General features: G+C 50.3%; 21 protein-coding genes. 8 read left to right on the forward strand and 13 right to left on the reverse strand.

The features are described 5' to 3' along the window. Positions 1-69: 69 nt before the first annotated feature. The 8 genes from serS to ACTS3T_RS23015 form a co-directional block, all read right to left on the reverse strand. Positions 70-1,347 (reverse strand): serine--tRNA ligase, encoded by a 1,278-nt coding sequence (gene serS, locus ACTS3T_RS22980; RefSeq protein ID WP_377960797.1) that lies wholly within the window; start codon positions 1,345-1,347, stop codon positions 70-72. 243 nt (positions 1,348-1,590) lie between these two features. Beyond that, complete coding sequence (locus tag ACTS3T_RS22985) at positions 1,591-1,830, reverse strand: NifU family protein (RefSeq protein WP_346289412.1); 240 nt, start codon at positions 1,828-1,830, stop codon at positions 1,591-1,593. Between the two features lie 44 nt (positions 1,831-1,874). Continuing rightward, positions 1,875-2,423: a peroxiredoxin gene (locus ACTS3T_RS22990; RefSeq protein ID WP_377960794.1), complete on the reverse strand. Its 549-nt coding sequence runs from the start codon at positions 2,421-2,423 to the stop codon at positions 1,875-1,877. Positions 2,424-2,466: 43 nt separating this feature from the next. Then, on the reverse strand, positions 2,467-2,700 hold the full coding sequence (locus tag ACTS3T_RS22995) for a hypothetical protein (RefSeq protein ID WP_377960667.1): 234 nt from the start codon (positions 2,698-2,700) through the stop codon (positions 2,467-2,469). A gap of 431 nt (positions 2,701-3,131) precedes the next feature. Continuing rightward, the gene (locus tag ACTS3T_RS23000) at positions 3,132-4,571 is read right to left on the reverse strand and encodes a PP2C family protein-serine/threonine phosphatase (protein ID WP_377960661.1); all 1,440 of its coding nucleotides are present in this window, start codon (positions 4,569-4,571) and stop codon (positions 3,132-3,134) included. A 251-nt stretch (positions 4,572-4,822) separates the two neighbouring features. Beyond that, positions 4,823-5,638, reverse strand: a complete 816-nt coding sequence (locus ACTS3T_RS23005; RefSeq protein ID WP_377960659.1) for a cobalt-precorrin-6A reductase — start codon at positions 5,636-5,638, stop codon at positions 4,823-4,825. Beyond that, complete coding sequence (locus tag ACTS3T_RS23010; RefSeq protein ID WP_377960657.1) at positions 5,632-6,312, reverse strand: class I SAM-dependent methyltransferase; 681 nt, start codon at positions 6,310-6,312, stop codon at positions 5,632-5,634. Before ACTS3T_RS23010 ends, ACTS3T_RS23005 begins: the two co-directional genes overlap by 7 nt. Before the next feature lie 137 nt (positions 6,313-6,449). Next, positions 6,450-6,635: a hypothetical protein gene (locus ACTS3T_RS23015; protein WP_377960654.1), complete on the reverse strand. Its 186-nt coding sequence runs from the start codon at positions 6,633-6,635 to the stop codon at positions 6,450-6,452. Positions 6,636-6,964: 329 nt separating this feature from the next. Between ACTS3T_RS23015 and ACTS3T_RS23020 the strand changes: the two genes are divergently transcribed. Both ACTS3T_RS23020 and ACTS3T_RS23025 read left to right on the forward strand, forming a co-directional pair. Next, a complete protein-coding gene (locus ACTS3T_RS23020; RefSeq protein WP_377960652.1) occupies positions 6,965-9,493 on the forward strand; it encodes a sugar phosphate nucleotidyltransferase in 2,529 nt (842 codons plus the stop codon). Next, positions 9,490-9,960, forward strand: coding sequence for a single-stranded DNA-binding protein (locus ACTS3T_RS23025; RefSeq protein ID WP_377960650.1), 471 nt, complete (start codon positions 9,490-9,492; stop codon positions 9,958-9,960). Before ACTS3T_RS23020 ends, ACTS3T_RS23025 begins: the two co-directional genes overlap by 4 nt. Before the next feature lie 68 nt (positions 9,961-10,028). Here the strand turns inward: ACTS3T_RS23025 and ACTS3T_RS23030 are convergent, their stop codons facing one another. From ACTS3T_RS23030 to smc, 3 genes are all read right to left on the reverse strand, one after another. Further along, positions 10,029-10,397: a hypothetical protein gene (locus tag ACTS3T_RS23030; RefSeq protein ID WP_377960648.1), complete on the reverse strand. Its 369-nt coding sequence runs from the start codon at positions 10,395-10,397 to the stop codon at positions 10,029-10,031. 323 nt (positions 10,398-10,720) lie between these two features. Further along, entirely contained in the window at positions 10,721-11,674 is a 954-nt protein-coding gene (locus ACTS3T_RS23035) for a PRC-barrel domain-containing protein (protein ID WP_377960646.1), read from the reverse strand. 84 nt (positions 11,675-11,758) lie between these two features. Then, positions 11,759-15,388 carry a chromosome segregation protein SMC gene (gene smc, locus ACTS3T_RS23040; RefSeq protein ID WP_377960644.1) on the reverse strand — a complete coding sequence of 1,210 codons (3,630 nt, stop codon included), beginning with the start codon at positions 15,386-15,388 and terminating at the stop codon, positions 11,759-11,761. Positions 15,389-15,578: 190 nt separating this feature from the next. Between smc and ACTS3T_RS23045 the strand changes: the two genes are divergently transcribed. Beyond that, positions 15,579-16,010 carry a RuvC family protein gene (locus ACTS3T_RS23045; protein WP_377960642.1) on the forward strand — a complete coding sequence of 144 codons (432 nt, stop codon included), beginning with the start codon at positions 15,579-15,581 and terminating at the stop codon, positions 16,008-16,010. Here the strand turns inward: ACTS3T_RS23045 and ACTS3T_RS23050 are convergent. Then, on the reverse strand, positions 16,007-16,270 hold the full coding sequence (locus ACTS3T_RS23050) for a DUF3146 family protein (RefSeq protein WP_377960640.1): 264 nt from the start codon (positions 16,268-16,270) through the stop codon (positions 16,007-16,009). The two genes, ACTS3T_RS23045 and ACTS3T_RS23050, sit on opposite strands and share 4 nt — an antisense overlap. A gap of 361 nt (positions 16,271-16,631) precedes the next feature. Between ACTS3T_RS23050 and ACTS3T_RS23055 the strand changes: the two genes are divergently transcribed. From ACTS3T_RS23055 to ACTS3T_RS23070, 4 genes are all read left to right on the forward strand, one after another. Then, entirely contained in the window at positions 16,632-17,549 is a 918-nt protein-coding gene (locus tag ACTS3T_RS23055) for an NAD(+) kinase (protein ID WP_377960638.1), read from the forward strand. Between the two features lie 174 nt (positions 17,550-17,723). Then, complete coding sequence (nblR, locus tag ACTS3T_RS23060) at positions 17,724-18,419, forward strand: response regulator transcription factor NblR (RefSeq protein ID WP_377960791.1); 696 nt, start codon at positions 17,724-17,726, stop codon at positions 18,417-18,419. Between the two features lie 56 nt (positions 18,420-18,475). Further along, a complete protein-coding gene (locus ACTS3T_RS23065; RefSeq protein WP_377960636.1) occupies positions 18,476-19,027 on the forward strand; it encodes a DUF192 domain-containing protein in 552 nt (183 codons plus the stop codon). Positions 19,028-19,387: 360 nt separating this feature from the next. Then, entirely contained in the window at positions 19,388-19,579 is a 192-nt protein-coding gene (locus ACTS3T_RS23070; RefSeq protein WP_346289432.1) for a DUF2949 domain-containing protein, read from the forward strand. Between the two features lie 206 nt (positions 19,580-19,785). Here the strand turns inward: ACTS3T_RS23070 and ACTS3T_RS23075 are convergent, their stop codons facing one another. Continuing rightward, positions 19,786-20,940 (reverse strand): pyridoxal-phosphate-dependent aminotransferase family protein, encoded by a 1,155-nt coding sequence (locus ACTS3T_RS23075; RefSeq protein ID WP_377960634.1) that lies wholly within the window; start codon positions 20,938-20,940, stop codon positions 19,786-19,788. Here ACTS3T_RS23075 and ACTS3T_RS23080 point away from each other — a divergent pair. Continuing rightward, positions 20,939-21,137, forward strand: a 199-nt coding sequence (locus ACTS3T_RS23080; protein ID WP_462935804.1) for a hypothetical protein, incomplete at its 3' end; no start/stop codon positions are given. The genes ACTS3T_RS23075 and ACTS3T_RS23080 overlap by 2 nt on opposite strands.

Raw genomic sequence — 21,137 nt, forward strand, 5'->3', positions numbered from 1 at the left:
TCGTTTGGCTTGCTTCCCTGACTGCGATAACGGCTTGACGATAGACCTGAAGCAAATTAATCCCAATTGCTAAAGCACTGCTCGACCCAAATAGGGCTGTAGCGCTTCTGGAATAGCGACCGAACCCTCTGGCTGCTGATAGTTTTCTAAAATAGCTGCCATCGTTCGACCAATTGCTAAACCAGAACCGTTAAGGGTATGGACAAACTGAGTCCCTTTTTGCCCTGCCGTTTTGAAGCGAATATTGGCTCGACGAGCCTGAAAGTCACCACAGTTAGAGCAGCTAGAAATTTCTCTGTATTTATTCGAAGATGGCAGCCAAACTTCGAGGTCATAGGTTTTGTTGGCAGAAAACCCTAAATCACCCGTACAAAGTTCAATCACACGGTAGGGCAGCTTTAGAGCTTGTAAAATGCCTTCCGCATCTTGCACGAGGGCTTCGTGTTCAGCCGCAGATGTTTCAGGCTGCACAAACTTATACATCTCGACCTTGTTGAACTGATGCAGGCGAATCAAACCGCGAGTATCTCGTCCGTAGCTGCCCGCTTCTCGCCGAAAGCAGGGCGTATAGGCGCAGTAGTGATAGGGCAATTCTGCTGCCGCTAAAATCTCGTCTCTGTGCAGGTTAGTGACGGGTACTTCTGCGGTCGGTGATAACCAGAGATCATCGCGATCGCACTTAAAGCTTTCATCCGCAAATTTGGGTAACTGGCCTGAGGCCGTCAGTGAGGCTGTATTAATTAAAAAAGGAGGAATGACTTCGGTATAGCCTGCTTGAATGTGGCGGTCGAGCATAAACTGAATTAAAGCTCGCTCTAACGCTGCTCCGGCTCCCAAAAGGGTAACAAAGCGACTTTGGGCGATTTTGGTCGATCGCTCAAAATTTAAAATGCCAAGCTTTTCGCCAATTTCCCAATGGGGAAGCAAAGTCGTTTCGGTGGGTAAATATTCGTCTCCCCAACGCCGAACTTCGACATTATCTTCTTCGCTTTTGCCAACAGGGGTAGTGCTGCTTGGCAGATTGGGGGTACTGAGTAAAACGGTTTCAATCTGAGCTTTCAGTTCGCGCTCTTGAGGTTCTAGCTGGCTGAGTTGGGCTTTGACCTGATTGCCCTCTTCTCGTAAGGCTTGAATGTCATCGCTTTGCGGATCAGCGCCATTTCTAATGGCTTGCCCCACCTGCTTGCCAATTTCGTTGCTGCGAGCCTGGAGTTGCGATCGCTCAGTTTCTAGCGATCGCTGTTGCTTATCTAGCGCTAACAAAGCAGACACGTCATAGTCACCGCGGAGACTCAGGCGCTCCTGGACGTGCTGCGGATTTTCTCGTATTTGCTTCAGATCAAGCACAATAGTTCTCTGGCTCTCTGCAAAAGTCGTTTGTGTGAAATCTGCACGCATTGGTCGAGAAAGCCGCCAGCCGTGCAGATCTAGAGGGGCAAAACACCCCTCAAACCGTATTTCAGCATATCAACAAATGCAAGCCCTTCCAGGCTTTTCGTTGAGCCAAGAAAAGCATCTGGAAGGGATGATGCAATGCGCCAATGGGCTGTCAACCAATAGCGACATGCGGCTGTCGGCGACGGTATGGCGCTACATAACCTGCTCAACTTCGGCAATCTCAGGAATAAATTCTCGCAGACGCCGCTCAATGCCCATCCGCAGCGTCATCGCTGAGCTAGGACAAGAACCGCAAGCGCCTTGCAGCCGCAGTTTAACCACTGGGCCATCAATTTCGACTAGCTCAACGTTGCCGCCATCTGCCATCAGATAGGGACGCATTTCATCTAAAACCTGTTCAACATTTTCGGATGTTAGAGCCAATGTCTGCATGAACTACCTCAATAAATGGAGAGATGTTTCTTCCATTGTACGAATTACGCTCCCTCTGTTTGTAGCTCATCTAGTTTCGCCAGCACTTCTTGGCTATGAATAGCAGGGCGAACCCCTAAGAAGCGTTCTCGCATCAGACCAGTGGGATCAATCAGGTAAGTATGACGCAGCGATCGCGCCCCTAGCCAAGACCCATAAAGCTTACTAACTCGGCCATCTGTATCTGACAGCAAAGGAAAAACCAAGCCTTCCGAATCACAAAAGCGAACATGAGAGCCAGTATCATCAGCGCTGACACCCAAAATTTGAGCGTTACGCGCTTGATATTCGGGTAGGTCTTGCTGGAAACGTTTGGCTTCTAAAGTGCAGCCAGACGTAAAATCTTGAGGATAGAAATAAAGAACAACCCACTGTCCTCGGTAATCTGAGAGGGAAACCGTATCGGTGGCTGAATGGCGAGGCAGGCTAAAGTCGGGCGCTACTGATCCTAACGGAATCTGTGGCCCACCCATCGCCCAGGCAGAGGGGCTGAAAAAGATCAGGCTTATCAAACAAGCCCACAAAATAGCCCTGAGCAAGCTTCGACGTGGCATCATGAAATAGCAGACGATAAACTCTTAACAGAAGTTTATAGTTCTACTGCGGAAAAGGCCAGTTGGGCGAAACTTCTGTATGCCGATGGCTAGGTTCTGCGGCAACTGGATAAAGCGCAGGTACCCAATCCGTCACCTGAACGCGGTAGTTAAGGTAGCCTGACGGTAGGGGGTAGTCTCGCTCAGGGGGTAAAATCGTTACCCAGCGACCAGACTGTGGATCGCGATAAACCTTAAACGGATTGGCCTTGAGGGGCTTGCTACAAGGTATTGGCATTTCTGAAAATTCGGAAAACTGTAGTTTGCGGAACCCTGAATCGAGTGCTTGGCTAAAAGCGCCTTGGCTTCATTGATAGCAGCTAAAAACCGCCTCTATCGTCTGGAGGGAGACTGTTCTAAGAACAGTTCACAAGTAGATGAAGCTAAGGATACATTAAGATTTCTCCATATCCTGCCCGTCTACCGGATGATTTGGCATCAGGTAAACTGCGGAACCCAATTTTGGGAAAATTTACTGAGGGGAGGCGATCGCAGCGACTCGGTAATTATCCAGGCAATGCGCTTGTGTTGCTAAAGGCAGAGGCGAAGGCCAGAGGACAGCAGGAAGGCTTTTCTGTCGGTAGCTTTTAAGCTAATTCAAATATCTCGACGCCTGTGGCTACAGCTATGGTTATAGCCTTATATCAAAAAGCGCTAAACAGCAATTGGCTAATTCGGCGATCGCTCAGGCTGTACTCGCATGACAATCAGCGTGGTGTCGTCTTCGTTTTGGCGATTAGAGCCAATAAACTTTTGCAACAAATTAAACAGATAATCCAGAATAGCTTGAGCGCTATCGCAGTTGCGGCAGGCCCACTGAAAAGCCAGCGATAAGTTGTCTTCGTCGAAGCGCTCACCGTTGGCGTTAGCTGCGTCTGTAAACCCGTCCGTGTAGTAGATGACGGTATCACCTGGCTGTAGCTGGATTTGCTTTTCGTGATAGCGGGTATCCATATCTAAGCCAAGTAACATACCAACGGTATCTAAACGCGTCACCGTGTTGGTTGCTGCTTGCCAGAATAGAGGTGGGTTGTGAGCTGCGTTGCCGTAAGACAACAGGCGAGTTTTGGGGTTGTACTCTGAATAAAACAGCGTCACAAATCGATTGGAATTCTCTAAATCGGAGTGCATGACGTGGTTGAGATGCTGCAAAATCCGGGCAGGCGAGTGGCCGTTGAGCACCTCAGCCCTCAACATGCCCCGCAGCATTGTCATGATTAAGCCTGCAGGCACACCTTTGCCCATGACATCGCCAATAGCCATACTCCAAGACCCGGTAGAAGGCTGCCGCGAGTCGGGTTGGCGGAGTTGCTCATAGGTCGTTGGAATAAAGTCATAATAGTCGCCGCCCACTTTGTTGGCTGTTTTGCAGGCGGCGGCTAAATCAATGCCTGCAATGACTGGGCACTGACGCGGTAAAAGCTGTAGCTGAATCTCCGCGCCAATTTCCAATTCGCGATCGAGGCGTTCTCGTTTGCGTAGCGCCACCGTCAGTTCGCTGTTTTCGATGGCAACTGCTGTTTGGTCAGCCACTAGGCGTACCAGCTTTTGCCGCGTATCCGTCCAAGCATAGTCAGGATCGCGGCTAAACACATAAAGCCGTCCCCGCTCAACGTTTTTGACAATGATGGGGGTGCCAAAAAGCTGTAAATCGGCGTCTAGGTAACGATGGACTTGCCGATCTAGCGCTGACATAATGTTGCGAGCCATCGCTAGCGTGCTACCTGAAACCGCAGCGAAAGAAGCTGTTACCTGCCGAGTTGCCGCTTCTAGGGCGCGCCGCACGTCCTGACAATGGTTGCTGCCCTGGCAGTACAGCCGCTCTAGCCGTAGCTGACCATTGGGTTGAAATAAAACAAGCGCGCCCCCGGAAGCATCGGTGACTCGGCTGGCTATGAGGGGGATTAGCTCTAAAAACTGGTTTAAGTTGTTGAGGCTTCTGAGGGCAAACCCTAAAGAACTCAGTAAGTCTTGAATTTTGTACTGTTCGCGCTGCAGCCGACCCACAAGCTCTTTTAAGGCAAACACGGGAGTTGCCTCAGGTAGAGGACTACTACCGGGCTGCTCAAAAGGCGAAGAGGATCTCGATGGCATAGGAACAGCAGACATTCGGCTTAGATGCAGATCTTACTTAACTTTTTCGAGGGTGGATCTTCTTTAGCTTTATAAACTGTTTTATAAATGTAAATTTACTTAACAGCTTTTAAAGCGCTGACTCTGGCAATCATCAGGAAGAACCTGCACAGATATCACAATTTGAGACAACAGCATAACACTGACATCGAAGCTTGAGAACTCTAATTAGTTAAGAAAAAACAGTTTTTTGCGTTGTCAAGTCTTGACGTAGGCTTGAAAGGGTATTAAAGAGCTATTTGAACCTGTTGCTGACAAAAGGCTAAAGCTGCCGTCAGACAACTGGTTTGACGGGGATAAGCGATCGCGGGTCGTTGGATCACAATCAGCTTTACCCCTAATTGCTGGGCAACCTGCCGCTTGATCAATTCACCGCCAGCGGCTCCGGAGGCTTTAGTAACCACTTGAGAAATCTGCCATTGCTGCCAAAGAGCCGTTTCTAACCCTATCGAAAAGGGCGGGCGCAAAGCGATGAGGCGGTCGGGGGTAAACCCTGCTGCGATCGCAGCCTCTAGGGCGGCAACAGAAGGTAAAAGCCGAGCAAACAGCGTTGAGCGGGCTTGCCAGGGCTGAAAATCAGCCAGCCAGCGATAGCCCAGCGTCAACAAAACTCGCTGCTGGGCAAGCAAGTCGCTATTGAGCAGCGTTGTTAGACTGTCTACCAGGCACAAATCAGCAGCCATGCCTGTTTCGAGCTGTGGCCGTTCGTAGCGTAGGTAAGGAAGATTAGCGGCCTCAGCAGCAGCGATCGCCAGTTGAGAAATTTCTACTGCAAAGGGGTGAGACGCATCTAAAATGGCGGCAATTTGCGCTTGCTGCAAAAACTGGCTCACCGTTTCAGGCTGGAGGCGGCTTACCTCTACCCTAAAGGTTGAGCTTATCGGGTACTGGCGCTTAGCAGACGGGGTAGCCACTGTGACGACACAAGGAAGCTGTAAGGCGGCGATCGCCTCTGCTAGCTGAATACTTTCTTGCGTACCCCCAACCAGCCACAGAGTTTTTGAACAATCAGCGATCGGCGGAACTGAGCTTATTTCTACCACCGAATTTTGTAAAGGTGAAACAACTCACCGGGCTGCTGTTTTACAAGCTTGGCTTGACTCTGCTGAATCAATTGTTGCCACGCTGCTAGCGGCTGCAAAAACACCTCAGCTCCTAAATAGGTTTCAAGAATGGCCCAATTTTCCGCATCGGGCTGTTCTGGATCAAGCACATCAAACACCAAGAAACCATCTGGTTTAAGCACCGATCGCACTGCCGCTAACACAGACTGCCAGTATTCGAGCGGGTAATAACAGCTAAATCCAGTTGCAATAACGAGATCAAACTGCTGGGCTTCATACTCTAGCTGATGGGCTGGCGCTAAGCGCACACCCTTGAACAGCTTTGAATTGAGCTGAGGCCCCCGTGTATTGAGTTGTTCTGTCGCAACCGCACTAATCTCTTGACCATAAAATAGAGCTTGCCAGTCGCGCCAAGGGTAAACCAAAAAGCTAACGCCACAGCCCACGTCTAAGCAGCGCTGGTTTTTCTTGGGCTTAGCCAGTTCCCAAAAAGGAGATGACAGCCTCGCTGCCAGCTTACCGCTAGCCCAATCTCGAAAGATTGGCATGCCTTCTACCTCAGTCGGCAGGTCAAACGCCTCACCACGGTACTGGCGATTGAAGCGCTTGGCAACAGCGCCCCAATGAGTCTCTGAAACAGAGTTTCCCTGCATGAATTTTGGGTTCCTATACTGACCATCTATCTTTAGATAGTCGCTATCTCTTGCTATCAGGCGTACTTACTTAAGTAGATAGGTAAACTTGCTTAGCCAAACTTGCAATCGTAGGATAGTAGACGAATGACGTTCTTTTATCGTCCCTTGAGAGCTTTAGAAAAGTTTTGTCGGTAACTCTTATTGGCAATCAGAAAAACAGGCCAAAGCAGCGTCAGTTGTAAACGCCCTTGGCTAAAGTTGGTGCGATGAAAGCCTCGCCAGAACTTCCAAGCCCCGTAGCCGTAACCTGCCGCCAATAAAAGAATGATCAAAGAGCTCATGGTTATTTTGACTCCAATTGATTCATTAGAGCAGCCTATACAATATCAGCAAGCTCCAAATTAGGCTGGAACTGAGCCTAGTCTAGGATGACAAATAGAGCTAAGCCCATACAAGCCTTCTCTGTAGATTAGCAAAATCGTTTTCGTAATGGGTGCTACTGGTAGGGAGTAAAAAAATGGTTTTATAGGTGTGGGACAACAAACCGAAGCAAGCAAAATACGGCGAGGCTTCTAAGCTCTGATGCGCCATCCAAACGAGATGGTGACCCTGAAGCCTTGAGTCCACAATTTTAACTTTAAGTTCATTGATAAGCAGTCAAGGAGGATGTATGCGCGCAGTGCTGATGGCCGGAGGGTCAGGAACACGGTTAAGGCCACTAACTTGCGACCTGCCAAAGCCGATGGTGCCGATTCTCAATCGTCCAATTTCAGAGCATATTATCAATCTGCTCAAACGCCACGGCGTAACTGAGGTGATTGCCACACTGCACTACCTACCTGACGTCATGCGAGATTATTTTCAAGATGGCAAAGACTTTGGGGTACAGGTAACTTATGCCGTTGAAGAAGATCAGCCCCTTGGGACAGCAGGTTGTGTAAAAAACATTTCAGAATTGCTAGATGATACCTTTTTGGTCATCAGCGGTGACAGTATCGCCGATTTTGATTTACAAGAAGCGGTTCGCTTTCATCGCGAGAAAGGCTCTAAAGCAACCCTGATTTTGACTCGTGTGCCTAACCCCATTGAGTTTGGAGTGGTCATTACCGATGAAAACAACCGCATTCAGCGCTTTTTAGAAAAGCCTTCCACCAGCGAAATTTTTTCAGACACGGTCAACACAGGTACTTATATTCTGGAGCCAGAAGTTTTAGACTACCTGCCTGCTAATCAAGAGTCTGATTTTTCGAAAGAACTCTTTCCCCTCTTGCTCGAAAAAGGTGAACCGATGTACGGCTATGTAGCCGATAGCTACTGGTGTGATGTCGGCCACCTAGATGCTTACCGAGAAGCGCAATACGATGCGCTGCAGCAGCAAGTCAAGGTTGACTTTGGCTACGAAGAAACATCTCCAGGGCTGTGGATCGGACAAAATACCCACATTGACGCTTCAGCCAAAATTCAAACTCCGGTTCTCATTGGTAGTAACTGCCGCATTGGGCCACGCGTCAATATTGAAGCTGGTACCGTGATTGGCGACAACGTCACAATTGGTAGCGATGCTGACTTGAAGCGACCCATTATTTGGAATGGAGCCATTATTGGGGATGAAGCTCATTTGCGAGCCTGTGTTATTTCCCGGGGTGCTAGAGTTGACCGTCGCGCCCATGTGCTAGAAGGGGCGGTTGTAGGTGCGCTCTCTACGGTGGGAGAAGAGGCGCAAATTAGCCCCGGTGTGCGGGTCTGGCCGAGTAAGCAAATTGAATCGGGTGCTTCACTCAATATCAACCTGATTTGGGGTAACACGGCTCAGCGTAATTTGTTTGGTCAACGCGGCGTTGCCGGACTCGCTAATATCGACATCACGCCTGAGTTTGCGGTCAAGCTAGGGGCTGCTTACGGTTCTACGCTCAAGGTCGGCTCTCACGTTACGGTTTCGCGTGACCAGCGGAGTATTTCTCGCATGGTTTCTCGCTCTATGATTGCCGGATTGATGGGGGTCGGTATTAATGTGCAAAACCTGGAGGCAACGGCTATTCCGGTTGCCAGAACGGTGTTGCCAACGTTGGGCGTGGCGGGTGGAATTCATATTCGCCTGCACCCCGATCGCCCTGATCAGATTTTGATTGAGTTCTTTGACGATAAGGGCATTGATATTCCTAAAGGCAAGGAAAAGAAAATTGAAGGGGCTTATTTCAAAGAAGACCTTCGCCGCGCTCAGATTCATGAAATTGGCCATGTGGCTTATCCTAGCCGGGTTGTAGATATTTACTCAACGGCTTTTGAGCAACGGTTGAATGTAGAAGCGGTTCGCAACAGCAAGTCTAAAGTGGTGATTGACTATGTCTATGCTGTTTCGGGAGCGGTGCTGCCTCAGTTGCTAGCCAAGTTTGGGTGCGACGCTGTGGTGATCAATGCTAGTTTGCGACAGTCGGCTCCTGCAGCCGCCGAAAAAGAGGTTTTGCTGGGGCAGCTAGGCCATGTGGTGGAAGCTTTGCAAGCTAATTTTGGTGTGCAGGTGTCTGCTAATGGTGAGCAATTAATTTTAGTAGACGAAGTGGGTACGCCTATTCGAGGAGAGGTGCTAACGGCGCTGATGACCCACATGATTTTGACGGCTCATCCTCGCGGGACGGTGGTTGTACCGGTGCAGGCATCTGGAGCGGTTGAGCAGATTGCTCGTCGCCATGATGGACGGGTGATTCGTACTAAGGCTAACCCAACCGCTTTGATGGAAGCTTGCCAAGCTAACGACAATGTGGTGCTGGGGGGTAGCGGCGATATGGGCTTTATTTTCCCGCAGTTGCATCCCGGCTTTGACGCGATGTTCTGCATTGCTAAGCTGATTGAGATGTTGACGATTCAAGAGCGATCGCTCGGCCAAATTTGGAGTGAGCTACCCCGCATTTCCCACCGTTCACAAACCGTACGCTGTCCGTGGACGGTTAAAGGTGCACTGATGCGTCATCTGGTTGAAACTCATTCTTCTGAAGATCTAGAGCTGATTGATGGCGTTAAGATCTTAGATCGGGAGCGTGATAGCTGGGTGTTGATTTTGCCTGACGCTGGCGAACCTTTAGTCCATGTTTTTTCAAATAGTGAAGATCGGGAATGGATGGACGAAAAGCTGCGGGAATACCGAGCTTATGTCCAAGAATTTATCGAAAAAGAGCAAGGCTTTGAGGAAGTGAAACGATGAACAACTGCATCTTGATGGCGGAAATTATTCAAGCGCCTCAATTGCGGTATACCTCTGATAATCAGATGGCAGTAGCTGAATTTGTCATTCAGTTTCCGGGGCTGCGACCTGATGAAGCACCCTCTCAAATGAAGGTGGTTGGCTGGGGCAACCTGGCGCAAGAGATTCAGGCGCAGTATCAGGCGGGCGATCGCATTTTGCTAGAAGGTCGCCTGTCAATGAACACGGTTGAGCGACCTGAAGGCTTTCGCGAAAAGCAGGCCGAAATGACGGCTCAACGGATTTATCGGCTAGAGGCTACTAGTTTGTCTAGTAGCTTTGCTGCGGCAAGCCCTGAGGGAGAAACTCCGCTACCGAGCCGTCAGCCCTCTCAGCCGCCAATGGCGCAAGCTGCCCCTAGCCCGACCGTGCCTGCTGCTTACGAAGCCCCGGCTGAAGAACCCGACTACGACGATATTCCTTTTTAGGCGGTGCTAGCCGTTTGCTGTCGATATAGCCGTAGAGAGTTTCCATGGTTGAGATTCTCTACGGCTTTTTAGAGATAGCCCTGTAGGAATTCGTAGGGTTCATCATCCCAGCAAGGCTCAGGGTGCATCCAACTGAGATGCTGCAAAATATCGGCCTCAATTTCGGAGATTTGCTCATCGTCAAAGACTTCGGTGAGGGCGGTCAAATCTCGATAGCGCAAGGGAGCGACTGGATCGGCGTGAGCATCTAGCGCTATCAGGTACGCCGTCTGTAGGCTAGATGTCGCAATGGAATCAGAATATTCAGGTAGAACAGCCGGTCGCCTTAAGCTCTGTCTAGCCCCTTTCTGAACTTTTTGCTGCATAGCCTTAGAGCTAAACCTCAGCAGTTCAGACACATATTCGTCGTAACCTTCCTGAGTTTGCGCTTTTAGCATAGGTCAAGGCTATAGGCAGATAAGGCAGAAGGTAAAAAAGCTCAACGCGGCCAGAGAATGATAAACGGCTCTATGGCTCTACCAGGGTAGGTTTTCAGTATAATCGCTGAGACTGGAAATTTAATGCTCAATAGCTGCAGAACACCAAACCCTTCAAAGTGTGTGAAGAACTGCTTCAAAAAACAAAGGCGCAGATGTAGATATGAAGGCACCTAAAGGAGCGATCGCCCTGCCAGGTTTTTAAGGGATGAATGCCAATCTTAATCAACCGCTTTTAAGTAAGCCCCAGGGGACTGGGGCATCTCATCTAGCTCTCAAGTTGCTTAGTAGTCTAATTCTTCTTCGTATTCGGTTACTTTTTTCTTCTGAGGCAGGTTTACTGGCGGCGCTTCATACGGTTCGGGTACATCGTCATCAGACCAGATATCCCCGGTAACGTCCTCATCCTCTGCATAAGCAGCGTAGGTATCTTGAGGCGGGGTGGCATCGCTCCAGTTATCTTCCTCAAAGTCGTCTGCGTAAGCTTCTAGTTTTGCTTCCTGACGCGGCAAGGGTTCCATCGGTACGGGTTCAGGTTCACCCCAATCGTCATCGCTCCAGCGTTCTTCAACAACGGGGGGGCGTTCTCGCAACGTCTGCTCAACGGGGGTTTCTAGCCCAGAGGGCAACTGGTTTGAAGTAGAGACAGGCATAATGTAGGCGTCTTCAGCATCGCGCTCCCAGGGTGGGCTGCCAATACCCAAGCGTTCTAAAATCCCCACGGTAAGCTGTACTAGCTTCTCTTCAGCACCTTCAAACACGATCAAACGATCAGGGCCGCTGCTAACAATCTCATCAATGGGAAGTTCGTAGGTACTGACCACCTGATCGGGAATTTGGGGTAACCCTAACGACGCAATCACTAAAGATTCAATTTTGCCCGTCACGACATCAAATTTAAATCCCCGGACTCGACCGAGCGATTCGCCCGCTTCGGTAATCACCTCACATCTGACCAGCGTACTGTAGGGAGCGATGCTGATATCGTCTTCGACCGCATCCTCGTCGTCGACCAAAATGACATCGCCGATTTGGCGAATGCTGCTGAGCAACATCACCTGCTCAGTGCTAGAAACTACGCCAGAGAGAATGTTTTCTCGCAACCCTAGCGCCACTACTTCACCGCGATCGACATCTACCCATAGCTGGCTGACAACGCCAAGGCGCTTGCCGTCATTGCGGGTAATTACCTGCGTACCTAATAGATCAGAGCGTAATCGGCTTTGTTCAAAAGTCATGTCGAGTCCCAATCTCGAATCGGGGCATGTACATCTACGTACTTAGATGTACATCTTACCGAGGATTACAATAAGTTAACAGAACTACATTGAAGCACTCTTTGGTTCAAGGTTTAGCCCCAAAACTTGGGTATAGGCACCTCTGGCCTGAGTTACCCCAATTGTACGTTCTGACGATTCGATCATCGGACGCCGCAAACTCACTACAATAAACTGAGCCTGCTGAGCCTGATGTTTGATCATTCTAGCTAATCGCTCTACGTTTGCTCCGTCAAGGAACATATCGACTTCATCAAAGGCATAAAACGGTGAAGGGCGATAGCGCTGTAGAGCAAAAATAAAGCTCAGAGCCGTCAAGGATTTTTCGCCCCCTGACATAGACGCTAATCGCCGCACGGGTTTACCTTTAGGATGAGCCACGAGATTTAACCCCCCGTTGAACGGATCTTGCGGGTCGTCAAGCTGCAGGTGACCATCGCCATCGGAAAGTTCGGCAAAGATGGCCTGAAAGTTTTTGTTGACGGCAGTAAAGGCTTCTTTAAAGGCTTTGCAGCGTAAGGTTGTGAAGTTTTCGATGCGCAGCAGCAGTTCGGTGCGTTCTTCGGCGAGGGTTGTCAGTTTTTGAGTGAGTTCGTCTAGGCGTTCTTGGGTGCGGTTGTGTTCTTCAAGTGCCAGCATGTTAACTGGCTCCATCGCTTCTAGACGCTTCTGCAGCGATCGCACTTGCTGTTTCAGTTTTTCTAGGTCAGTGTCAGGCGGAATTTCGGGTGGCGGGTCGGGCAGTTCAGCCGCTTGAGCCGTCAGGGCTTGTTGTCGTTCTTGCTGTTGCTGGCGTCGTTCTTGCTGTACCTCTTGTAGCTTTTGGCGCTGCCAGTCGAGCTGCTGAAGGTCTACCTGTTGCTGTTTGAGCTGCCGTTCGGCGCGATCGCGGTTGGCTCGTTCAGTGGCTAACACTTTATCTAGTTCTGCTAGCTCTGAGCGAGTTCGCATAATTTGGCTATCTAACGCCGCTTGCTGCTCAGCTAAGGCTGTCTGTTGATTAATCTGGGCTTGCTGCTGCTGCCGATAGGCATGAATTTGGTGCTGGCTTTGCTGGAGCTTTTCTTGCAGACGCTGCTGTTCAGTTTGCAAGAATTGTTGCCGTTGCTCCGTTGATCTGACGGCCTGCTGGCAAGCTGCTAGATGAGTTTCCAACTGACGCACCTGGGCTTGAGCAGCCTGCCATTCGCTATGGGTTTGAGATTGCTCAAGCTCTGCCAAGGCTTCTCGCTGAGCCACTATTTGCTGCTCTAACGTCGGCATTTCTTGGGCTAAGGTTTGTAGCTGGGTTTGGCTGGTAGCTAGCTCTTGCTGAGTCTTTTGCTGCTGCTGTTGAAGGGTGGCTTGTTGCTGCTGTAACTGCTGGAGTTGCTGCTGCGCTTGGGCAATCTGTAGCTGCCGTTCGCGATAATGCTGTTTGGCCTCTATTAAGGCTTGAGAATTTTGCTGTAGGGTTTGCTGAGCTTGCCCCAGGCTTTGTTCACAGCGCTGCAAGATTTGCTCGATGGCTTGCAGGCGATCGCGTAGGGCGATCGCTTCGGCAGATTCCGCCGCTTCTACAGTGCCAAAGTGCAGCCGTCCTTGGCGGCTCAGCATACTGCCTCCGGTCATAGCGCCGCTGGTTTCTAACAGTTCACCTTCTAGGGTGACCATGCGAAACTGGCCTAAGTGGCGGCGGGCGGCGGCCAACTGCTCAAACACCACCGTATTGCCAAAGACGTAATTAAACACGTCTTGATAGGCCGGTTCACAGTCGATCAGGTTCATCGCATAGTCCACCATGCCTTCTGGCCGCTTCCACTCAGGCATAGGGCTAAAACGCGGTACCCGAATAGCGTTGAGGGGCAAAAAAGTAGCCCGTCCTGCCCGTCTGCGCTTGAGCAATTCAATTCCAGCAGCAGCGGTACGATCATCCTCAACCACCAGGTACCCCAAACGGCTACCCGCCGCAATTTCTAGTGCCAACTGATAGCGCGGCTCAACGCGACCAAGCTGAGCAACCAAGCCACAAACCCCAGGTAGATTTTCATTGAGTAAGACTTTGGTGGCCTGGGTGCCCTGGGTTTCTTGCAGGGCTTGGGCTTGGGCTTCGAGCTTGTCGAGTTGGCGCTGTTTGTCGCGCTGTTCTTGCAGCAGGCGATCGCGAGTTTCTTGCTGCACTTGCAATTCCTGTTCGGTAGCGGCGACGGCTTGGGCTAGGTTTTGTACTTGCTGCTGGGCAGTGGCTTGTTCTGCTGCTAGTGGCTGATCGATACTGGCAGCGGCAATGGCCTGAGCTAGCGATCGCAGCGTTTCGCTTTGCTGCTGCTGTTGCTGAGTTAGCTGCTGTAACCGTTCTTGCAGCCGCACCTGCTGGGCTTGTTTGGGCGCAAGCTGCTGTTGCAGCGTGTCTAGCTGATGACGGTGTTCAGCTTGGGCTTGCACCCAGGCTTGCGAGGCATTGGCGATGGCGTCAGTAGCGGCTCGTCGCTGTTCTAGTTCGCTTTGGGCGGTTGCTAGGGTTTGCTGTTGCTGGGCTAGCTCTTGCTGTAAAGACTGGGTGAGCTGTTGCTCAGTTTCAGCCAGCGCCGCTAGCGAGGTTTGCACGGTGGCTTGAGCCTGCGCAATCTGTTCGTGTACGGTTTGGCTGGCAGTGCGTAAATCGGTGGCTTGCCGCTGCAGTTGGCGGCGCTCGGCTTCTTGTGTTGCCAGCGTAGACTGTAGCGCTAAATGATCTTCTTCTCCTAGCGCTTTGACCCGGTCGTTTAAGGCGCTCAGGGCTGAAGTGGCTTGTTCAATCGTTTGCTGCAGCGCTGCAATTTCTTTGGTTAGGGCGATCTGCTGGCGATCGCCCTGCTCAATTTGGGCTGAAAGCTGCTGAATTTGCTGCTGCTGCTGCTGCCAGCCCAACACCGTCTCCCAAAGTAGCCGTTCTTGCAGTTTGGCTTTGAGCTGCTGATATTTTTCGGCTTTCTGCCGATCTTGAGCCAGTCGCTCTAGCTGGACATTCAGCTCTCGCTCAACAATATGAAACCGCTCCTCGCGATCTTTAACAGCGTCTAGCTTTTGCTTAGCCTGTTCAATTTTGCGATCGAAAGCGGCTACGCCTGCTAGCTCATCAATGATTTCTCGTCGCTCTCGCGGATTCATGGAAATAATGCTGGTGACATCGCCTTGCAGAACGACGTTATAACCTTCGGGATAAATGCGAAAGCGCTGTAGCTGCTCGTGCAGTTGACTAAGCGTACAGGCTTCGCCGTTGATGTAATAGTTTGAGGTATAAGTGCCTTGAGCGGTAACGCGCAGGCGGCGGGTTACGCTCCATTCTGAGGTGGTTGGCAAAGGCACAATTTTGGTGGCGGCTTCCTCATGGCCGTTACTGTCGGCGTTATCGGCGTCTAAGTCTGCTGCTTGCGCCAGCAGTTCCACCACATCGCCAATGTCAAAGGTGGCCGTTACGCTGGCTTCGGCGGTAGAGCGACGGCTGCTGTGATTTTGATTGACTAAATCGGGTAAGCGCTCGGCTCGCATGCCTTTTGAGCTAGATAAACCCAGGGCAAACAGCAGTGCATCTAAAATATTTGACTTCCCTGACCCGTTTGGCCCCGAAACCACGGTAAACCCTGGCAACAACGGAATCTTGGTCGTGCCACCGAAAGATTTGAAATGAGACAGTTCGACGCTTTTGATATGCACTGGCTAGCTGGTTTCCGCAGTGCGTACAAATGTACCACTAACTATAGCACTGTAACACGTAGTTCTAGCAAAAAATAGGCGCGATCGCACTTAAAATCTCTAAACCTCATGATTTTTAATGTTTCAGTGCAAAATAAAGCCAGGATGTCAGTCAGCATCCCTGCCCTATGCTCCAGAGAGGCCAGACTCTGTGCTACCTGCTGAGACTAATCTACGACAGCCCGTAATTTTAGGCTTTGATCCAGGGCGAGACAAATGCGGTATTGCCATTATGGGGGTCGATCGCATTTTGCGTCACCGAGAAGTGCTAGCCGCTCCGGTAGCCCTTGAGCGGATTCAAGCTTTACAGCAGATCTTTCCAATTTCAACTATTGTCTTGGGCGATCAAACAACCGCCAAAACCTGGCGTCAACAATTGGTTGCCTTGCCTAACTCTCCTCGCGTGATTATGGTTGACGAACGCAATAGTAGCTTAGAAGCCCGCGATCGCTACTGGCAAATCCATCCCCCTAAAGGACTCCAGCGGCTTTTGCCCCACGGCCTGCGAACCCCCCCTGGCCCCATTGACGATATTGTCGCCATTTTGCTGATTGAGCGCTATCTTAATCGGCTGACTCGCTAAATCTGCGCCCGAATTGTAAACGAGTAATCGCCCCCTGGCTCTAGCTGATAGTCGCACTGTTCTAAAAAACGATTGAGCGGTTCTCTAATCAAAGCTCTACCGAGAGAAGGTTCAACCGTAAGCGCGCCCTGCCGAAAGCGCCATTTAAATTGCCATTCATAGTTGTTGGCTCTCACTTCTCCTTCAATCTTGCCGTGCTGCCAAGACTGATGAGTAATACGAACATAAGCAGTTGTTTGAGGAAGGCGCTGACGGGTCACGGCAAATAGCGGTAGCTTTGGAGCATAAAGGGAACGCCCTTCCTCAAACCTGGCTGAACCTGCAGCCGGAGGTGACTGGAGCGTGCTTACTAGCTAAGATAACGATATGCTGGGCTAGAGATCTAGCCTTTGCCCTAAAAAGGGAGAGAAGACCCGCCATCAGGCAGATTTTTTTACCCTTGTCTCTCACAAGACTCTATTCAAATAGCCCTCAAAGGCGGTAGCCTATGGGGAAGGACGCATTCATCTGATCCCGTTCGACAAAATTGCCAGCAGCAGATTTTGTCAACGTTGCCTCCTACGAGGAAGTCGGGTGTGGCTCTGTTCTTAAAGCGTTGAGATTTCTGGTTGGAATTTGCGCGTGCCCAAAGTTGGCATTATTTATAACGACATTAAGCCTGCAGCCTGTCAAGTCGCTGAAGATCTTCAAGACAAGCTATCGTCTCATGGCTATGAAGTTGTCACGGCGACAGGTGTCGGCGGCCTATTAGGCTATTCAGATCCTGCTCATCCCATCTGCCATACCTCTATTGATAGCCTGGTACCGCCCCATTTTGACGAAGAAATGGCCTTTGCCGTGGTGTTAGGTGGTGATGGCACGGTTTTATCGGCGTGTCGGCAAACGGCTCCGGCTGGCATTCCGTTGTTGACGGTCAATACTGGGCACATGGGCTTTCTGACAGAAGCTTATATCAATCAGCTCCCATTTGCTCTAGACGCGGTTTTAGCCAATAACTACGAAATTGAGCAGCGGGCTATGCTGGCGGTGCAGCTATTTCAAGATTCAGCGCTGATTTGGGAGGCGCTCTGTCTCAATGAAATGGTGCTACACCGGGAACCGTTGACCAGCATGTGTCATTTTGAGGTGGCTGTGGGTCGCCATGCTCCGGTTGATATTGCGGCTGATGGCATTATTATTTCAACTCCAACTGGCTCGACGGCTTACTCGCTTTCAGCGGGTGGCCCGGTGATTACGCCCAATGTGCCAGTGATGCAACTGATTCCGATTTGTCCTCACTCGCTAGCGTCGCGGGGGCTGGTTTTTCCAGATACTGAGCCTGTCATTATTACCTCTGCTAACCCCGATCAGCTAGTGATGGTGGTAGATGGTAATGGTGGCTGCTATGTTTCACCGACCGATCGGGTGAAAGTGCAGCGATCGCCTTATTCGGCTAAATTCATTCGCTTACAGCCCCCGGAATTTTTTCGCGTTTTGAGAGAAAAGCTAGGATGGGGACTACCGCATATTGCTAAACCGACGTCGGTAGAGTTGCCATAAGCCTGGTAAAGCGGAATGCCAGTTCACCAATGGCGGCAGCGCTCTGTTCAGGGGTGGCAACCTAAGCTAGATTGAAAACGTCCCTGTAATGCAAGCGGCGGTTGTGCTGAGGCAATAGCCCTATTGCTGCGAGTTTGGCCATGCCTTGGCATTCATCTTTATGAGTCGTGGATGATGAATACGGTTTCGACAGATTCAGCCCCTCGGGTGCTTTTGATAGAAGCGAATCAAGAATTAGCCGCCCGTTTGTCTAGCGACTTAGAAGAGTCTGGCTACGAAACGATTGTGAGCTATGATGCCGCCTCAGGTCTAGCGCAAGCCCAATCCGTTCAACCAGCGCTCATCATCATCGATCGGCTGCTAGCGGGAGAATCGGGGATTGATTTGTGCAAGCATTTGCGATCGCAAGGTCTGCGCGTACCCATGTTGCTAATGATGGCTAAGGATGCTTTAGCCGATCGCATTGCCTGTTTAGAGTCGGGGGCTGATGACTATTTTCTCAAGCCTTATCGCTCTGAAGATTTTCTCAAACTGGTACAGCTTTACCTGCAACCTAAAGAAGTTAGCAATGAGCGGTTGCGCTTTGCTGAGCTAACCCTGGATCTGGCGACGCGTACCGCCACCCGTAACGAACGGGTAATTGACCTGACGATGAAAGAATTTGAATTGCTCAAATATTTAATGGAGCATCCTCGTGAGGTCTTAACCCGTGAACAGATTTTAGAAAATGTCTGGGGCTACGACTTTATGGGCGAATCGAATGTGATTGAGGTATATATTCGCTACCTGCGGCTGAAAATTGACGGTGAAAACGAAAAACGCCTGATTCAAACCGTGCGGGGTGTAGGCTATGTCTTGCGGGAGGCGTAAAGATAAAAATGCAATTGCATCATTTGACCCAGTCATCTCTTTGGAGACAGATTTCCATGACTCAAGTACGCTGGATACTGTGTGGGCTGTGCTTTTTGCTCATGAGCTGTTCTGCTTCTGAACCTGTGACTTCGGCTGAACCTGTTCCGGCAAATACCGCCGAAACGGCAGAGTCTGCCATTGAGGAACCGACTCAATTACTTTTGAGCGATCTAGGTCAAGTGCTACCGATTACGGCTCAGGCAGAAATTAAGGGCGAGATCATTCAGTTAGAGGTGGCAGAAACCCCTCAGCAGCAGGCGCTAGGCTTGATGTATCGGGCTGAGCTACCGCCTGATCGGGGCATGCTTTTTCAGTTTAGTTCGCCTCGACCCGCTAACTTTTGGATGAAGAATGTGCCCGTGCCGCTGGATATGGTGTTTATTCGCCAGGGAGAGGTGCAGGCGATCGCTGCCGAAGTTCCCCCCTGTAGCAGTGAGCCTTGTCCAACTTACGGGCCGGGTCGCGTCATTATTGATCAGGTAATTGAACTGCGCAGTGGACGAGCCGCCGAACTGGGCTTAGAAGTAGGGGATACGGTGAGCGTAACAGCGATCGCTACCGAGTAAAATTAGCAGCTTTTTTCCATCCGCCTACAGAAACTTGATTCTGCCGAAAGTCTGATTGAAATTAATTTAAAGTGTAAGATTCTTAGACTATTCAATTGGCAGTTATTTTGATAACTTAGCTGCATCCCTTAGAAAAGACTGAGTCAGCTGAGTTTGCTAAGGATGCCGATACGCAATTCAGGTAGTTCGGCGAAATTCTATAGTGTTTCTCAGGTCTGTCTCAGTTCGCCAAATTACTGATAATCTAAAAGACTTTGTGTTTTTTGGATGACTTTTTCCTAGTCTTCTACGGAGGTATTTCTAGCTAGGAAGCAGTTCTATTGAACAAAAAGTTTATCAACCCAAGGAGGTGAAGTTGTAATGACCCCCAAAAGTTATTCCAAGCTGATTAGATTTCTGCAAGAGGAGTTGGCAATTTCGCCTTCTTCCATTCAAGTTGCCCTCAAGCGCAGTGAACAAGATCCAGGGCCGCTGCCGATGATTTTGTGGCAGTACGGACTGGTCACACTAGAGCAGCTAGAGCAAATTTATGACTGGTTAGAAGCCGCTTGAGAACTTTGCAGAGGTTGACATGAACAGCAAATTTGGGAGGCGACGCCTAGGCGTCGCCTCTTTGTTGTCTGGGCTAGGGTCTAAGGATGGGGTTTGCGGCTGGCTGTTGCCGCCATCCAAGTGATCACCCCCAAATGGCTAAAAGCTGCTGACAAAAATCCTTTTACAGCGCCTTTTGCCTTCCAGTTTGACCAGCGCTGATAGGTTTAACCAGCCGTCAAAATTTCGCTGGCAGCCGCAATGCCTGCTCCGGGGGTAAATCCATCGCAACCTAAATCCAGGAAGGTGGCCTCTAGCGCCCCAATTACAGTGAGAATATCGCGATCGCTGATAAAACCTAAGTGCCCAATGCGGAAAATTTGCCCTTTCAGGTGATCTTGACCGCCCGCTAAGGCAATATCAAAACGCTTTTTCATGACGCTACGAACCTGTTCAGCTTCGACCTGCTGAGGCATCACAGCCGTGACCGCTGGGCTAGCGGCTTCGTCGCTGGCAAATAAGGGTTGCCCCATTGCTCGCATCGCCGCTCGTGTGGCTTGCTTTTGACGCGCATGGCGGGCAAAAATACGCTCTAGCCCTTCTGCTTTCATCATTTGCAAAGCTGTTTGTAGCGCAAAGACGAGGCTAATCGGCGGTGTAAAGGGATTGCTATTTTTAGCGGCGGCTTTGCGATACTTGCCTAAATCGAGGTAGAACTTAGGCAGAGTTGCCTGCTCATAAGCCTGCCAAGCTTTAGCGCTAACGCTGACAAACCCCAATCCGGGAGGAATCATGTAGCCCTTTTGTGAACCAGAGCCGACCACATCTAGCCCTAGTTCGTCAATGGGTAGGTCGTAAGCGCCCAAGCTGGTCACCGCATCTACCACAATCAGCGCTTCACCGTGGGCTTTGACATGAGCGTTGATGTCTTCTAAAGGATTGAGCACGCCCGTCGAAGTTTCGCTATGGGTGATGATGACAGCTTTGATGGCTTTTTCCGTATCAGCTTCTAGAGCCTGCTTGAACGCATTCGCATCGAGTGGTTTGCCCCATTCAGCCGTAATGATGTGAGTATCAAGGCCAAAGGCTTGAGAAATTTGTGCCCAGCGATCGCCAAATTTGCCGTTAGAGCCAACCAAAACGCGATCGCCTGGACTGAGAAAGTTGATGATGCCTGCCTCCATCGCGCCTGTACCACTGGCACTCAGCACTAAGAGGTCGTTTTGGGTTTGGTGCAGCCACTTCAGGTTTGCGGTTACCTCCGCCATAATTTCGGAGAATTCACCGCTGCGGTGGCCGATAGGGTGTTTAGCTTGAGCCAGCAATACTTTTTCAGGTACCGGGGTCGGTCCCGGAATCATGAGCATCAACTTGTTGTCCATGAGTTTTGCCTATGCGAAAACGACGCCATCAATCTTGAGAGATCTAAGACTACTCATCATACCTGTCTTCACTAATTTTTTAGAGAGGGCAGCAGTTTGTGTCAAAGTTTGCAGATTGAATGATATCGATTTGCCCCAACTTATACCGATTCTTCAAAAGAAAGGTACAGATGAGACTGACGAAACGTATGCAGAGC

This window comes from Almyronema sp., from assembly GCF_052168255.1.
GTDB classification, from domain to species: domain Bacteria; phylum Cyanobacteriota; class Cyanobacteriia; order Phormidesmidales; family Phormidesmidaceae; genus Sphaerothrix; species Sphaerothrix epifaneia.